General features: G+C 61.5%; 13 protein-coding genes. 1 reads left to right on the top strand and 12 read right to left on the bottom strand.

Features of this window, described 5'->3' with window-relative positions:
* Window positions 1-27 precede the first annotated feature (27 nt).
* The gene (locus HY067_15735; protein MBI3529407.1) at window positions 28-1,716 is read left to right on the top strand and encodes an electron transfer flavoprotein-ubiquinone oxidoreductase; all 1,689 of its coding nucleotides are present in this window, start codon (window positions 28-30) and stop codon (window positions 1,714-1,716) included.
* A gap of 151 nt (window positions 1,717-1,867) precedes the next feature.
* Here the strand turns inward: HY067_15735 and HY067_15730 are convergent, their stop codons facing one another.
* From HY067_15730 to HY067_15675, 12 genes are all read right to left on the bottom strand, one after another.
* Window positions 1,868-3,106: a low temperature requirement protein A gene (locus HY067_15730; GenBank protein ID MBI3529406.1), complete on the bottom strand. Its 1,239-nt coding sequence runs from the start codon at window positions 3,104-3,106 to the stop codon at window positions 1,868-1,870.
* 48 nt (window positions 3,107-3,154) lie between these two features.
* Window positions 3,155-3,592 (bottom strand): DUF2147 domain-containing protein, encoded by a 438-nt coding sequence (locus tag HY067_15725; GenBank protein ID MBI3529405.1) that lies wholly within the window; start codon window positions 3,590-3,592, stop codon window positions 3,155-3,157.
* Between the two features lie 82 nt (window positions 3,593-3,674).
* The gene (locus HY067_15720; GenBank protein ID MBI3529404.1) at window positions 3,675-4,196 is read right to left on the bottom strand and encodes a YiiD C-terminal domain-containing protein; all 522 of its coding nucleotides are present in this window, start codon (window positions 4,194-4,196) and stop codon (window positions 3,675-3,677) included.
* Window positions 4,193-5,395, bottom strand: coding sequence for an acetyl-CoA C-acyltransferase (locus HY067_15715; GenBank protein MBI3529403.1), 1,203 nt, complete (start codon window positions 5,393-5,395; stop codon window positions 4,193-4,195). The genes HY067_15720 and HY067_15715 overlap by 4 nt, the downstream gene beginning before the upstream one ends.
* 189 nt (window positions 5,396-5,584) lie before the next feature.
* Window positions 5,585-8,071: a 3-hydroxyacyl-CoA dehydrogenase/enoyl-CoA hydratase family protein gene (locus HY067_15710; GenBank protein MBI3529402.1), complete on the bottom strand. Its 2,487-nt coding sequence runs from the start codon at window positions 8,069-8,071 to the stop codon at window positions 5,585-5,587.
* A 93-nt stretch (window positions 8,072-8,164) separates the two neighbouring features.
* Entirely contained in the window at window positions 8,165-9,484 is a 1,320-nt protein-coding gene (locus HY067_15705; protein MBI3529401.1) for an outer membrane protein transport protein, read from the bottom strand.
* A gap of 55 nt (window positions 9,485-9,539) precedes the next feature.
* Window positions 9,540-9,965 (bottom strand): acyl-CoA thioesterase, encoded by a 426-nt coding sequence (locus HY067_15700; protein MBI3529400.1) that lies wholly within the window; start codon window positions 9,963-9,965, stop codon window positions 9,540-9,542.
* Window positions 9,952-11,754: a long-chain fatty acid--CoA ligase gene (locus HY067_15695; GenBank protein MBI3529399.1), complete on the bottom strand. Its 1,803-nt coding sequence runs from the start codon at window positions 11,752-11,754 to the stop codon at window positions 9,952-9,954. The genes HY067_15700 and HY067_15695 overlap by 14 nt, the downstream gene beginning before the upstream one ends.
* A 37-nt stretch (window positions 11,755-11,791) precedes the next feature.
* Entirely contained in the window at window positions 11,792-12,610 is an 819-nt protein-coding gene (locus HY067_15690) for an NAD(P)-dependent oxidoreductase (GenBank protein ID MBI3529398.1), read from the bottom strand.
* Window positions 12,611-12,613: 3 nt separating this feature from the next.
* The gene (locus HY067_15685) at window positions 12,614-13,396 is read right to left on the bottom strand and encodes an enoyl-CoA hydratase/isomerase family protein (protein MBI3529397.1); all 783 of its coding nucleotides are present in this window, start codon (window positions 13,394-13,396) and stop codon (window positions 12,614-12,616) included.
* Window positions 13,393-15,888 (bottom strand): acyl-CoA dehydrogenase, encoded by a 2,496-nt coding sequence (locus HY067_15680; protein MBI3529396.1) that lies wholly within the window; start codon window positions 15,886-15,888, stop codon window positions 13,393-13,395. The genes HY067_15685 and HY067_15680 overlap by 4 nt, the downstream gene beginning before the upstream one ends.
* 34 nt (window positions 15,889-15,922) lie before the next feature.
* A complete protein-coding gene (locus tag HY067_15675) occupies window positions 15,923-16,618 on the bottom strand; it encodes a TetR/AcrR family transcriptional regulator (GenBank protein ID MBI3529395.1) in 696 nt (231 codons plus the stop codon).
* Window positions 16,619-16,636: the final 18 nt, after the last annotated feature.

Below are 16,636 nucleotides of genomic sequence, written 5' to 3'. Positions count from 1 at the left end.
AGCGTTTATCATTCGCGACGGCGTGTAATGTTAACAGAGCGCTTCGCACCGCCCGACAGCGAGGAGAATGGATTGGCAGAACGCGAATCGATGCAGTACGACGTGGTCGTCGTGGGAGCCGGCCCCGCGGGGCTGGCCTGTGCGATCCGCCTCAAGCAGCTCGCCGCCGGGCGCGGCAGCGAAGCGTCGGTCTGCGTGATCGAAAAAGGATCCGAGGTCGGCGCGCACATTCTGTCCGGCGCGGTCATGGATCCGCGTGCGCTGGCGGAGTTGTTCCCCGACTGGCAGGCGATGGACGCACCGCTGAACGCGCCGGTGACCGAAGATCGCTTTCTGTTCTTGCGCGAACGCAGCGCCTTCAAGATGCCTAACTTCCTGCTGCCTGCCTGTTTCCAGAACCATGGCAACTATGTGGTGAGTCTGGGCAACGTATGCCGCTGGCTTGCGCAGCAGGCCGAAGCACTCGGCGTCGAAATCTTTCCGGGGTTTGCGGCGGCGGAAGTGCTCTACGACGACCGCGGAGCGGTCGTCGGCGTGGCAACCGGGAACATGGGTGTCGGCAAGAACGGCGAACCGGGTCCCAACTACCAGCCGGGCATGGAATTGCATGCGAAGTACACGTTCTTCGCTGAAGGTTGTCGCGGCCAACTCGGCCGGCAGTTGCTGGCGAAGTACAAGCTCGACGACGGCCGCGATCCGCAGGTCTACGGCATCGGCCTGAAGGAACTATGGCAGATCCAGCCGGAAAAACACCAGAGCGGACTCGTGATCCATACCGCGGGCTGGCCGCTGGATAGGGAAACCTACGGCGGCTCCTTCCTCTATCACATGGAAGACAACCTGGCGTGCATCGGCTTCGTGGTCGGGCTGGGCTATACCAATCCGTACCTGAATCCCTACGAAGAATTCCAGCGCTACAAAACGCATCCGGCCATCCGCCCCTTTCTCGAGGGCGGCAAGCGAATCTCCTACGGCGCGCGGGCGATCGCGGCGGGCGGTCTGCAGTCGCTGCCCGCGCTGGTCTTTCCAGGTGGCGGCCTGGTCGGCGACGACGCCGGCTTCCTGAACGCCTCGCGCATCAAAGGCAGCCATGCGGCCATCAAGTCGGGCATACTCGCCGCGGGAGCGGCGATCGACGCCATGTCGGCCGGCCGCAGCGGCGACGAACTGACGGACTATCCCGAAAAATTCCGCTCGAGCTGGCTGTACGAGGAGTTGCACCGGGCGCGCAACTTCAAGCCCTGGATGTCGAAAGGCCTGTTCACCGGCACGGCGATGGTCGGCATCGACCAGATCGTGTTCGGCGGCAAGGCGCCGTGGACGTTGCATCACGATCACGCCGACAACGAAACCCTGAAGAAAAAAACCGAGGCCCACCCGATTGCTTATCCGAAGCCCGACGGTGTCGTCACTTTCGACCGGCTGTCGTCGGTATTCATTTCGAACACCAACCACGGCGAAGACCAGCCGGTGCATCTGACGCTCAAGGATCCGGGCGTGCCGGTCGAGGTCAATCTCGCGCTCTACGACGCGCCGGAACAGCGTTATTGTCCTGCGGGGGTCTACGAGATCGTCACGGAAACCTCGGGGCCACGCTTGCAGATCAACGCACAGAACTGCGTGCACTGCAAAACCTGCGACATCAAGGACCCGACGCAGAACATCGTCTGGATCGCGCCCGAGGGCGGCGGCGGACCGAATTACCCGAACATGTAGCTGCCCACCTCACCCTGACGCGCGGACACGTTAGTGATGAAATCACCCGTTTGCGGGTAGCGCGTCTCAGTTTCGTCTCCCGCCCCAACCACAATTTCCTTTCGCCGTCTCGACGAAACCTCTCCCCCCGAAGGCGGAGAGGGAACTTAGGTCACGCGCCTTTCCGCCCGCGCAGCGCACCTTCTCCGCTCTGGGGAGAAGGCGGGGGATGAGGTGTATGCGCGTGCCGGTGTGTGCGCCGGGAGAGCGCTTCCCAACCGGCCACGATCACCATGATCAAGGTCGTCAGGCCACCGACCATCAGCAGGTCGGTCAACCAGGCGAACGACGGCAGTACCGCTAGCGCAACCAGGCCCGCCAGATGCGAAAGAGGGAATCTGCCGTAGACCACGCGCTTGTAGATCGCATTACCCAGCAGATAGATCGCCGGACCGCCGATCAGTACCGCTACGTACTTGGTCTCGATGTGTCCGTCCGGGTGGGCGAGAACCAAGTCGCTGCCCACGGCCGACACGATAATCCCCGCGATGATGACGACGTGCACGTAGTGGAAGTACGCGCCGATGCGGCCGGGATCGTCGGAATGCGTGATGGCTTCGCTGCCCGCTTTGCTGCTCGTATCGAAATACATCCACCACATAGCCACGCTACCGAGGAACGCAACCAGGAACGCAATCAGTATCGACGCGTCCCAGTGTTCCGCGTCGCTGATGGTGGCGCCGGTGACCAGGATCGACTCGCCCAGCGCAACCATCACGAACAACTGGCAACGCTCCGCCAGATGGCTGCCCTCGATGGTCCAGTCCGAGCTCTTGGACCGGCCCAGTCCAGGCAGTTTGAAGCCTATCATCGGCGACAAGTACTCGCACATCACGGCGATCACCCACAGACACAGACGTGCCGGTCCGTGCACCAGTCCGCCGGCAATCCAGAATACCGCAGAGATCGACATCCAGCCCAGTATGCGGCGGAAGTTGGCTGTCAGTGGGTGAGAGCCGCCCAGATACAGCAGTACAGTCAGCGTGCGTCCGACCTGGATCAGCGCATAGCCTACGGCGAACACCAGTCCGAGATCGCCGAATGCCTCCGGCAATGCCGCGGACATCAGCAATCCGACCATCATGACCGCCAGCAGCATGACGCGGATCGGCAACGTGTCCGGATCGAACCAGTTAGTGACCCAGCAGGTGTATTGCCAGGCCAACCAGACCGCGAACCACAGCACCAGCGTCTGCGCGGCACCGAGCAGCGTCAGGTCACCCAATAGATGGTGCGACAACTGCGTGACCGCAAACGCGTAGAGCAGGTCGAAAAACAGTTCCGCATTGGTGACTCTCGCCTCGTGTCCGTCCCGCTTGCGCAGCACGCTGCGCTTATTTTCCGCGCTCATGTCGGCGTCCCTGATTTCATGGCTGCGCTTGCGACAAGTTTCCGCCCGCTATTCCTGTCGCAGCCAGGTCTGGGTCCGTCCGATCAGCGATATGCCGATGAAGCCACGCACGTTCAGGCTTTTTCCATCCTCGGAAAGCGTCATCTTGCAGCGATAAGTCTTGCCGTTCTTGGGGTCGAATATTTCTCCGCCGGCCCATGTATCGCCGTCTTTCTTCAGCCCCCACAGGATGGTCATGCCGGCGATCGGTTTGTCCTTGCGCTCGTCCTTGCATTCCTTGCACAAGTGCGCGGGATCGTCGCCGGGCTGGTCGAAGATCTTTTGCACCACGCCTTTGAGTTCGCCGTTTTCCTCGGTGATCCTGATGATCGACCGCTCCTGCCTGGTCTTGTCGTCGATGCTGCGCCAGGTGCCGACGGGCGAACCGGCGGCCGCGGCGAAGTTCGACGCCACCATCAACGCTATCGCAACACACAGGCCTTTCATCGAATTCATTTCGCTCTCCTCTTGGTTGCGTTGGAAACGCTGGCCTGCAGAACCGGCTGGCGGAATTCCAGCCGGGCGGCCTTTAGCGTTGCACTGCCTCCTGCCGCAGTTTGTAGACTTCCTTTCTAGCGGCATAAATCGTCTTCTGTACCACGGCGTGCACCACGCCGCGTTCGTCCATCAGTTCGATCTCGTAGTTCAGATCGACAGAGGACTCGGATTCGAGTCGTTTCCTCACTGAAGCAACTTGCGCATCGCTCAGGCTGCACTCGGCGTAAAGCGTCGAGCGGCCCGGCTTTTTGTAGCGGATCGCCCCGGCCTTGTCCCAGATGATGTATCCGGGACCGAGGGCGACCTTGATGAGAATGGCGTACAGCGGATCGGTCGCCGCATACATCGCGCCGCCGAACAGGGTTCCGTGGATATTCCTGGTACGGAAGCTGAGCGGCAGCTTGATACGCAGCTTGCGCATGTCCTCGGAGATGTAGATGACGCGCGCGCCGGTCGCGCGGAAGGCCGGGAAAAAATTGAAGCCCAGCCGGCGCAACCAGATCCGCAGCGATTCCCGCGGCTGCACTGTCCGCCATGGCCCGGCAGAACTCATCTCAGCGACTCGAATACGCCGGCGGCGCCCATCCCGGTGCCGATGCACATCGTGACCATGCCGTACTTCTGCCCCCGCCGACGCAAGCCGTGCAGGAGGGTTGCCGTGCGGATCGCTCCGGTTGCGCCCAGCGGATGGCCGAGTGCGATCGCGCCGCCGAGCGGATTCACCTTATTGCGGTCCAGGCCGAGATCGCCGATCACCGCGAGGCTCTGGGCGGCGAAGGCCTCGTTCAGCTCGATCCAGTCGAGGTCGTCGAGTTTCAGGCCGGTCTGCCTGAGCACCTTGGGTATCGCGAACTTGGGACCGATGCCCATGATCTCCGGCGGCACGCCGGCCACCGCGAAACCGAGAAAACGTCCAAGCGGCTGCAGGTTGAAGCGCTTCAGCGCCGCTTCGCCCGCCAGGATGACCGCTCCCGCGCCGTCCGAAGTCTGCGAACTGTTGCCGGCCGTGACCGAGCCGTTTGCTGCAAAGGCCGGACGCAGCTTGGCGAGCACCTCCCGTGTCGTGCCCGCTCGTGGGCCTTCGTCGACGTCGATGACCTTGCTGCGCGTGACGACCTGATGGTGCTCGAAATCCGGAACGTGCTCGTTGAGGGTGTAAGGTGTGATCTCCTGCTTGAATTCACCCTTCTCGATCGCAGCCAGTGCGCGACGGTGCGATTCGGTCGCGAATTCATCCTGCGCGTCCCGGTTTACCTTCCATTGCTCGGCCACTTTCTCTGCGGTGATGCCCATACCGTAGGCGATGCCGATGTTTTCGTCTTTGGCGAAGAACTGTTCGTTGGCGACGATCTTGTTGCCGCCCATCGGGATCATGCTCATGCTTTCGGTGCCGGCACCGATCATCACGTCGGCTTCACCCAGGCGGATCCGGTCCGCCGCGGTCGCGACCGCCTGCAGGCCGGACGAGCAGAAGCGGTTGAGGGTCACGCCCGAAACATTGTTCGGAAATCCGGCGAGCAGCAAGCCGATGCGCGCCACGTTCATGCCCTGCTCGGCTTCCGGCATCGCGCAACCGACGACGACGTCGTCTATGACTGACGGATCGAGACCGGGCACTTGCGCAAGCGCGCTCTTCAGAACATGCGCGAGCATGTCGTCGGGACGAGCATGCTTCAATACGCCGCGCGGTGCCTTGCCCACCGGCGTTCGCGTGGCCGCTACGATGTATGCATCCTGTACTTGTTTGGCCATGTTTCAAACTCCAGTTTCAATCTTGAACCACGGAGGACACGGAGAACACGGAGGAAAACCAAAAGAAAGCGGAAAAGCATATGAGATTTAAAAGCAATCTCGACGCCAAAGTAACCACCGATAACACATTCCCACTCTCATATGGTTTCTCTGCCCTTGCCTTTCCTCCGTGTTCTCCGTGATTCCGATTTAATTTCTTAGGGGTTTGCCGGTTTTGAGCATCTGCTCGATGCGGGCTTGGGTCTTTTCGGTGGCGATGAGTTCCATGAACGCCTGGCGTTCCAGGTCGAGATACCAATCCTCGGTCAGCAGCGTGCCGGGCTCGACGTCGCCGCCGCACATGACGTAGGCGACTTTGCTGCCGATCAGGAAATCGTGCTCCGAGATGGTGCGGCCGGCGAGCATGTTGGCCATCGCCATCTTGAACGTCGCGATTGCGCTGCGACCGGCTGCAGGAATGTTGCGCGCTCTTGGCGGCGGACGGTAGCCGGCCTCGGCCATTGCATCCAGTTCCGCCTTGGCCGCATGCAACAGTTCGAACCGGTTCATCACAATGCGGTCGCGGGGTCGCAGAAAACCCAGCTCGCGCGAATGCTCCGCGCTTTTTCCCACTTGCGCAGTTGCCACGTTCTGGAAGTAGTTTTTAAGAAAGGTGAACGCATCGCCGCCCTTTGCCTCAGCCGCCGCCCGCATCGCGAACTCCTTGCAGCCCCCGCCGGCAGGCAGTAGACCGACTCCGGCTTCGACCAGACCGATGTAGCTTTCCAGCGAGGCAACCGCGCGATCGCAATGCATGGTGAACTCGCAACCACCGCCCAGCGCCAAGCCGTCGACCGCCGCCACCGTTGGAATCATCGAGTAGCGCAGCGCCTGCGAGGTCGCCTGGAACTGTTCCACCACCTGCTCCACTTTCTCCAGGCGCCCGGCCATCAGCGAATCGGCCACGTTGAGTTTGAAAGCCGCCTTGAGAATGGCCGACTCCGCTTCGCGCTTGAACTTCTTCATCATCGACGCGAATGCGGTCGGCTTCTGTTCGCTCTTGCGCGCCGCCCCGCCGGATAGATTGGCGCCGACCGAAAACGGCGGTTCGGTCTGCCAGATGATCAGTCCCTTGAAGTGGCGTTCGGACTCGTCGATGGCTTGCATGACCCCGTCGAGCACGTCCTCGCCGATAGCATGCATCTTCGATTTGAAGCTGACGATGCCGATGTCGTCCCCAGTCGTCCACATCCTCACCGCATCGGTCTCGAATACCGTGTGGCCATAGACGGCGTTTTCGCTGATCAGCCGGTCCGGGAACGGCTGGCGGCGATAGATTGGCAACGTCGATCGTGGCTTGTAAGTGCGTTCCGTCACGCTCCACGAGCCCTGCGCCCTGTGCACGCCATCGCGCGCCGGTTCAGTCACCCAGGCTGGCAAGGGGACGGCGGCCATGGTCTTGCCGGCGGCGATGTCGTCCGCGATCCATTTCACCATCTGCTGCCAGCCGGCTGCCTGCCAGATTTCGAACGGTCCCTGATTCCAGCCGAAGCCCCAGCGAATGGCGAAGTCCAGGTCGCGCGCATTGTCGGCGATGGCCTCCAGGTGCACTGCGCAGTAATGCAGCATGTCGCGCAATGCCGCCCACATGAATTGCGCCTGCGGATGCTGGCTCGCGCGCAATTGCGCAAAGCGTTCTGCGACGTTCTTGTTCTTCAGGATGGCAACGACCGATTCGTCGGCCTCGCCCGCGGAAGGCCGGTAGTCTTTCTTCCCCAGGTCGAGGACTTGGATTTCCTTGCCCTGTTTGTGGTAGACGCCGCGCCCCGATTTCTGGCCGAGCGCCTTCTGATCGAGGAGTTGTTTGAACCAGTCCGGCGCGTCGTAGTACTTGTGCCACGGATCGTTCGGCAACGTCTCCTTCATGGTATTGACGACGTGCGCGAGCGTATCCAGCCCGACCACGTCGGCAGTACGATACGTGGCGCTCTTCGGCCGTCCGATCAGCGCACCGGTCAGCGCGTCGACTTCGTCGAACCCGAGGCCGAACTTCTGCGTGTGGTGAAAAGCCGCCAGGATCGAAAATACGCCAACCCGGTTGGCGATGAAGTTGGGTGTGTCTTTGGCACGGATGACGCCCTTGCCAAGTATGGTGACCAGGAATTCCTCGAGTTGGTCGAGGATCGCCGGATCGGTGCTGCGGCCAGGTATCAACTCCACCAGGTGCATGTAGCGCGGCGGGTTGAAAAAATGCACGCCGCAAAATCGGGTGCGCGCATGCGCCGGCATCGCTTCGGACAACGAGTTGATCGACAGTCCCGAGGTATTGCTGGCGAAGATGGTGTTCTCGCCGAGATGGGGCGCGACTTTCTCGTACAGCGACTTCTTCCAGTCCATGCGCTCGGAAATCGCCTCGATGACGACGTCGCACTCCTTCAGCAGCTCCAGGTCCTGATCGTAATTCGCTGCCTGGATAGAGTCCGCGCCGGAAGCCACGGACAGCGGACTGGGTTCGAGCTTCTTCAGCCCGTCGATGGCCTTGCGCACGTTGTCGTTCGGATTGCCCTCTTTCGCCGGCAACTCAAAGAGGATCGCCTCGACCCCGGCGTTGACCAGATGAGCTGCGATCTGCGCGCCCATGACGCCGGCGCCGAGGACGGCGACCTTGCGAACGATGAATCGGGATGGAACGGCCATGTCGGTTCCTTAAACAATGCAGCGGCAGGGTCATGGCCATGCCGGAGAATTTGGAAGCGGCGGCAGGCCGACGGCCTGCCGCCGGGTCATATATCAGAAGCTGATGCTGTACTGAACGCTGAAGATATCCACCGATCCTGTGTAGGATCCGGCGACCGTTGATGCCGTTCCGGGCGCGGGCGTCGGCGTAGTGAAGCCGGGAGCCTGCTGGCTGCGTGTAAAGTTGATATCCGCATCCTTGATGAAAAGATGCGAGTAGCCCATGTCCAGCCGGCCGTTCTGCATGATCTTCATCGCGGCGCCCAGTGAGACCCAGGTACGATCGTTGTCGGGCAGGCGCACCGAACGAGTCGTCGCGCCCTTCACCGGTGTCTGGTCCAACGCCAGGCCGCCCTTCAGGGTCCAGCCGTCGTTCAGTTTGTAATTCACGCCGATCGAATAACGCCAGGTGTCGTCGAAATCCAGCACCAGACTGTCGCGCAGCGTGCCGTTGGTCGAGTTGACGATGTTAATGCGGTTGATTTTGCTCCACCGGGTAAACGTCGCGTCGGCGAGAAATTCCCACTCGTCATTCAGCTTCTGTGCAAGGCTCAGCGAGAACGAATCCGGCAAGGTGACATCCGCGGTCGTGGGACCGCTGACGGCTGTAACCGGCGCTCCGTTGAGGAAAGTGACGGTGGTTGTGCCGTCCAGCGTGTAGTCGAGTTTCGAGCGGTAGCTCGCGCCTATCTTGGTGGACGACGTAGGCTGGAACAGGACGCCCGCATTCCATCCCCATGCGGTGTCGTCAGCTTCGAGTTTTGCGCGCCCTTCGGTGTTGGCTCCGAGCACGACCGCATTGGTCAGCTCTACGTCTAGCCGCTGGTAGTTGACACCCGCACCAATCGAAAAAGAATCATTTACCTTGAATGAGATGGACGGATTGATATTGACCGCCTTCAAATCTGATTTGATTCCCTGGAAACGTCCCGCCCAATTGTCGTCGTATTCGGTCATCAATCCGAATGGCGCATTCACGCCGACACCGAAATTCACCCGATCTCCGATGGGCATCACGAAGTAGAAGTTCGGTATGACTGCCATCCCGCCGGCGTCACCGCCGTTGCCGCCCAGCGGATTGGTTACGATCGCCGCCGGCTTGCTTGATCCCGAGTTGCTGAATTTCGCGCTCAGATCGATAAGGTGTCCGCCCACGGCGATCTGCTTGCCCTGGATCTGTGACATACCCGCCGGATTGAAAAATACCGTGCTGGCATCCTCCGCTGTTGCCGCGGCACCCGCGAACGCATTTCCCATGCCGCTGGCGCTCTGCTCGATCAGCGCAAATCCTGCGGCCGAGGCCAATGTCGATATGCCGCCCAATGTCGAGGCGACTGCGAGTGCAATCAAATTTCTTTGAAATTTTTTCTGCATTTTCCCCTCCGAGTTGAAATCGAAACTACCGAATACACCAAGCACTGCACGGAATTTAGCTTGATCCCTGGTTGACAGGCCGCGGGCGCCGTTCATCGTCCACGGCCACATAAGTCAAAGTCGCCTCGGTCACTTTCACGACTTCCAGCAACGCGCGCCGGCGCGCGTAAACCTCTACATCCACCGTGATCGAAGTGCGCCCCACGCGCACGACCTTGGCGTAGAAGCTCACCACATCGCCGATCATCACGGGTTGCTTGAACACAAAGGAGTTGACGGCGACCGTTGCCACCCGTCCCTTGGCGAGTTCGATGGCAGGAATGGCCCCGGCGATATCGACCTGCGACATGATCCAGCCGCCGAAGATATCTCCCGTGTAGTTGGCATCCGAAGGCATCGGCACGACGCGCAGCGTGGGCTCGCGTCCTGCCGGCAGCGTCGCCGTTTCTTCCTGAGACCGCCTGTGGTCAGTGTCCGGCATAAAGCTCTTCGAACTCCTTCTTGTGCGATTCAATCACCTTCAAGCGCTTCAATTTCATGGTGGGCGTCAGCAGGCCGTTCTCCACTGTCCACGGTTCCGCCAGCACCGCCACACGATGAATCTGCGCATAACCGGGAAACGACTTGATCTGTCGTTGTACCCGGTCCAGCACAAGCTTTTGCGCCGGTTCGCTGCGCATGATGCTGTTCACGGTTGGAGGCATCCCGTTCTGGCCTGCCAGTTTCGTCCATTGATCCTGATTGATCACGACGAACGCACTCAGAAAAGGCCTGCCCTCGCCCAAGACCAGGACTTGCTCGAACAGGTTGTCCTGCAGGATGGCAGCCTCCATGTCCACGGGCGGAATTTTCTCGCCGTTGGACATTACAATGATTTCCTTGAGGCGACCGGTGATATAAAGATGCCCCGCTTCGTCGAAGCGTGCCGTATCGCCGGTATTCAGCCAACCGTCCGCGGTGAACATCGCCTTGGTCGCGTCCGGAAGATTCCAGTAGCCAAGCATGACGTTCTCGCCCTTGACCAGCAGCGCATCCTTGTCGCCAAGCTTGACCTGCACGCCGGGGATCGGCTTGCCGATGCTGGCCGGAACGTTGTCGTCCAGGCGGTTGGTGCTGACCACAGGGCTGGTTTCAGTCAATCCATAACCCTGCAGGATAGGCAGGCCGAGGCCGACAAAAAGTTTGGCGATGTCGGGCGACAGCGCAGCGCCACCGCTCACCGCCGCACGCAATCTTCCGCCCAGGCGCGCCATCACCTTGCCGGCAACCAGGCGATCGAGGATCGGCCATAACAGGAAGGCTGGTTTCCACGGTCCCCTGCCCTGTTGATGCTCGAATCTCGCCCAGCCGACCTCGACTGCAAATTCGAACAGTTTCCGGCGAAATGCCGGGCCCTCGGCGAGCCGGGTCTTGATAGCGCCGTAGACGCGTTCATAAATACGCGGTACCGAGATCATGATCGTCGGCCGGATCGCGGCGAGATCCTCGCCGAGTTGCGGGATAGAGCGGGCGTAGGCGACGCTGGCTCCGGCCATCATGGTCAGGTAGTAGCCCGCCGTGCGCTCCAGCGTATGCGACATCGGCAGGAACGACAGGAACAGATCCCGGGTCGTCACCTCAAAGCACTGCAATGCCGCCGCTGCGTTTTCCAGCATGTTCCGGTGCGACAGCATGACGCCCTTGGGTTTTCCGGTCGTGCCCGAGGTGTAGATGATGCTCGTCAGTTTCGTGCTGTCGTGATTGACGTGCTTGACCGCGCCCGCGGTCTTTGGCAGCCAGTCGGCGATGCTTTTCAGGCGCGGATCGGGTGACGGTCCGGACAGCGGATTGACGCACAGTACGCGCTTCAGGCCGGCCAACTGATCGAGCACTTCCGCGAACGATTCCCACTGATCGGGATTCTCGAACAGCAGCAGCCTGGCGCCCGAGTCCTGCAGAATGTAGGCGATGTTGTCGGGACGGTCGGAGGTGTATAGCGGCACGGTCACCAGATCGAGTCCCATCGCGGCCTGATCGAACACGATCCAGTTGACGCTGTTGCGCAACATGATCGCAACTCGATCGCCCGGTTGCAGCCCGTCCGCTTCGAACGCCGCCTGCCAGCGTGCAACCAGCCTCTCGACATTGCCCCAGGTGTAATCCTTCCAGACGCCCGGTTCGTCGAAATTCTTGTACGCAAGCGCGGCGGCGGAGCGGCGCACGCGTTCCTGGAACAATCCGTCCAGGGTTTTCGCGATTTCCGGGGCGATGACATCGCCTTTCTGCGTCATGTCGATTCCTCCAGTCGTTTTCTTTTTCGTGCGCGAATCAGTCGAGAAAGATGTCGGTGTAAAGCTTCGCTCCCGGCGTGACCGCGTACTGCTCGAAATCCGTGACCCCCTGCCCGCGCAGCACTTCTTCATCGATGAAGAAGTGGCCGGTGACGTCACGGCTGTCGCGCACGACGATCGCATGGGCCGCATCGGCCATGATCGCGGGCTTGCGGCTCCCGGCCAGCGCCTGCGGAAAAAAGACCTCGACCGCGGCGGTCGCGATGGTCGTGCGCGGCCACAATGAATTCACCGCGATGCCCTGCGCGGCAAACTCCGCGGACATCCCGAGCGTGCACATGCTCATGCCGTACTTCGCCATCGTGTAGGCCACGTGCTCCTTGAACCATTTCTGATTCATATTGAGCGGCGGCGACAGCGTAAGAATGTGCGGATTACGCGATTTGGAAAGATGGGGAACGCAGGCCTGCGAACAGATGAAAGTGCCACGCGCGTTGATCTGGTTCATCAGGTCATAACGCTTGGCGGGCGTCGCCATGGTGCCGGTGATGCTGAGCGCGCTGGCGTTGTTGACCAGGATGTCGATGCCGCCGAATTTTTCCGCCGCCGCTTTTGCCGCCGCTGCCACCGCATTCTCGTCGCGAATGTCGAGTTGCAAGGGCAATGCCCGGCCGCCGGCCGCCTCGACCTCCTGCGCAGTCGAATGGATCGTGCCCGCGAGTTTTGGATTGGGCTCCGTGGTCTTGCCGGTCACCACGATGTTGGCGCCATCGCGCGCGAAGCGCAGCGCGATTTCGCGCCCGATGCCGCGCGTCGCGCCGGTGATGAAAACCGTCTTGTCCTTGAGGTCCGCCATCGTTCAGTTCCCGTTGAACACCGGCTTGCGTTTGTCGACGAACGCCGTCACGCCCTCTTTCAGATCGGGACCCCGGGCACAGCGGGAAAACGCCTGCAGTTCTTTTTCCATCTGTGCACCGAGCGGATCGAGGGATTGATTGACCAGCCGCTTGGCTTCCGCGTAAGCACGCGTCGGTCCGGCGGCGAGACGCTGCGCGATACGCGCGGTCTCCGCAGCGAGCCTGTCGTTTGGCACCACCCAGTTCACCAGCCCGTGCAGGCGCGCCGTCTCGGCGTCGAAGCGGTCGGGCAGCATGATCATTTCCATGGTTTTCTTGTACCCGACCAGGCGTGGCAGAAAATAGGTGCTGCCGCCGTCCGGGCTGGCTCCGATGTTTGCGTACGCCAGCGTGAAGCGGGTATCGACAGCGGCGATCGCGAGATCGGCAGCGCACATCAGGCTGAATCCCGCGCCGGCGACCGCGCCGTGCACGCTGGCCAGCACCGGCTTGCCCATGCGCCGCAACGCCAGGAAGGCCGCATGCATCTCGCGTCCCCAGGTCACGATCAACTCCGGCAGATCAGTCAAATGCCGATGGAAGACCGCAATGTCACCGCCCGCCATGAACGCGGCCCCCTCGCCGCGCAGAACGACTGCGCGAACGGAAGAATCTTTCTCCACCGCTTCCGCAATGGGGCGCAGTTGCTGCATCATCTCGCCGTCCATCGCGTTCATCACATGCGGCCGGTTGAGCACAATGGTGGCGACGCCACCTTCCACCGATAGTTTTACGGCTTCGCTCATGCCGCGGTCTTCTGCGATACCACGCTGCCCAATGCCGTTACACTCGCCGGTTCACGCGCGATCTGCGTGCGGCCGATGTCGTGCGGGAAATCGTCGACCATGATGCAGCCGCGGCGCAGCGCGCTGAACTGCTGGAACTGTATCGCCTCCGCGGTGCTGATAATGCCCTTCTCGATTGCCGCCGCAATGCGCGCTTCCTCGGTCAGACCGGAAATCACGCCGGCCCTCGTCGCGCTGCGGATCTTGGATTCCGTCGCTTCCCCGGCCGGCGCCGCCTGCATGGCCAGTTCCAGACGTCCGACCGGATCGTCCTGATGCCTGAGCACGAATACGTTGGAGGTCAGTCGCTCGCGGGTCGGCGACGATTCGAGCAGCAGCTTCGCGATCTGGTGACCGACGTAATCACTCGGCACCGTAAACGATTTTCCAAGCGGGAAAACCACCACGCGCAGCATCCAGCCGGTGACGCGGCTCGGGAAATTCTCGAATACGCCGTAAAACGCTTCCTGGATGCGGTTCAGGCAGTCTTCTATCGCCCATTTCGCCACTGGCAGATCGGCCCGCGGACGGCCGTCATCTTCGTAGCGCTTCAATACCGTGGACGCAATGTAAAGCTGGCTCAGAATATCGCCCAGACGGGCGGACAGCTTTTCCCGGCGCTTCAGGTCGCCGCCGAGAAACAACATCGCCACGTCGGCCGAGAATGCAAAGCCGGCACACAAACGCGTGAGCTGTCGCGTGTACGCACGCAACTCCGGTGCACCAGGCACGCCGACCAGTTGCGCGCCGCTCACGCCCTGCCACAACGACCTGGCCGCGTTGCAGAGGACAAAGCGCACATGGTCCCAGAACGCGTCGTCGAATTCGCTGCCAGCCTGCCTGGAATCCGTGGCGCGCGTCGCGGCAATTTCCCTCAGTACATAGGGATGGCAGCGAATTGCACCCTGGCCGAAGATCATCATGCTGCGGGTCAGGATGTTTGCGCCTTCCACCGTGATGCCGATGGGAATTTGCTGATAGGCGCGACCGAGATAGTTGTTCGGCCCGAGACAGATGCCCTTGCCGCCATGCACGTCCATTGCGTCGTTGATCACCTGGCGTCCGCGTTCGGTGCAGTGGTATTTGACGATGGCCGAGATCACCGAAGGTTTTTCGCCGAGGTCGATAGCACCGGCCGTCATGGTGCGTGCGGCATCGATCGCGTACGTGTTGCCGGCGATACGGGCCAGCACTTCCTCGATGCCCTCGAATTTACCGATGGAAATCTTGAACTGGCTGCGCACCCTGCTGTACGCGCTGGTGGTGCGCAGCGCCAGCTTGGCCGCGCCGGCGCTCGAAGACGGCAGGGAGATGGAACGCCCGGCCGCCAGGCACTCCATGAGCATGCGCCAGCCCTGACCGGCAAATTCGCGGCCGCCGATGACCCAGTCCATCGGAATGAAGACGTCCTTGCCCCAGTTCGGCCCATTCATGAACGAGGCGTTCAGCGGAAAGTGGCGGCGGCCGATGTTCACACCGGGATGTCGAGCCGGAATCAGCGCCAGCGTAATGCCGATGTCCTCTTGTGTGCCAAGCAGGCCATTCGGATCGTGAAGCTTGAATGCGAGGCCGAGCAGCGTAGCCACCGGCCCGAGCGTGATGTAGCGCTTTTCCCAGGTCAGCCTGATACCGACCACTTCGCGGCCTTCGTGCAATCCCTTGCACACCACGCCGAAGTCCGGAATCGAACCCGCGTCCGAACCGGCTTCCGGCCCGGTCAATGCAAAGCAAGGCATCTCCAGGCCTTTCGCCAGACGCGGCAGATAGTGATTCTTCTGCTCGTCGGTGCCGTAGTGCAGCAGCAATTCGGCCGGCCCCAGCGAATTCGGCACCATCACCGAGACGCACGCCGTGGCGCTGCGCGTTGCCAGCTTCTGCACAACCTGCGAGTGGGCGTATGCGGAGAATCCCATGCCGCCGTACTGACGCGGGATAATCATGCCGAGGAAACCGCGATCCTTGATGAACTGCCAGACTGCCGGTGGCAGATCATTCAGTTCGTGGGTGATCTCCCAGTCATCGCACATGCGACAGAGTTCGTCGACCTGCCCATCCAGGAAGGCCTGCTCGTCGGGCGACAGGCGCGGCTTCGGCGTGCCGAACAATTTGTTCCAGTCCGGCTGGCCGCTGAATAGTTCACCGTCCCACCAGACGCTGCCGGCATCGAGCGCCTCCTGCTCGGTCTGCGACACCTGCGGCAGCACCCTGCGGAACCAGTTGAGCAGCGGGTCGCTGACCAACGCGCGGCGCAACTGCGGCACCATCAGCAACGCGGCAGCAATGAGGAATAGCGTCCACAGCGTTGCCTTTGTGGCGCCACCGGCTCCAGACCACAGAGTCAACGCGCCCAGGTAGGCGCCAATGCCGATGGTCCACGCCATCGCGCCTGCGCGAACATAGGCCAGTATCCACAACAGCGCCGCAGCCGCGGCCACCCAGAGAACGGCGTTCATGTTCTTCCTCCTCTTTCCGATTCGTCTATGAGCTTCATGCCGCCCTTCGACCCGGCAGACTGCGCTTGGTTTGCGATGCAGGCAACGGCGCCTGCAATCCCGCCGCAAGGAAGGGAATCAGCCGGCGCATGATGGCTTCCGCATCCTCCGCGCCATCGAGGTTGCAGGTTGCGATCAGTTTCAACGCGTCGTTGCCGGCCATGGTGTAGGACAATGTGCCGAACATGAAGTGCATGCGCCAGGTCAGTTCCTGGTCCGGCATGTCTGGTAACGACCGCATCAACGCCTGCTTGAATCGGATTACCACCTGGCGATATTGCCCCGGCAGGATTTCGCGCAAGGTATCGGCCGGCTCCGTAAACGCCCACCCGAGCAGCCGCAAAAAAACGGAACCGCGCGCCAGCGGCTCCCGGCTGACGTGCAAAACCGGCGCGATGATGGCTTCGATGATCTGCTCGATGGCCAGCGGGCGTCCGCGCGCAGCGGCTTCCAGTTCGTCCAAATGGGCAATGCGCGCCGCGTTCAGCGGACCAAGGCGGCGTTCGAACACTTCCCGGATCAGCGCCTGCTTGGAACCGAAATGGTAGTTGACGGCCGCAAGATTGACTTTGGCCTTGGCTGTAATCAGCCGCAGCGACGTGGCCGCGTAGCCGTGTTCCATGAACAAGGACTCCGCGGCACAAAGAATTCTTTCCCTGGTATCGATAGCCTGGTTCTCGTTCTCAGCCATTGCGCACGCGTCCCGGCA

This window comes from Betaproteobacteria bacterium (assembly GCA_016194905.1).
Lineage (GTDB): Bacteria > Pseudomonadota > Gammaproteobacteria > Burkholderiales > JACQAP01 > JACQAP01.
This window is presented reverse-complemented; position numbering and strand designations above follow the sequence as displayed.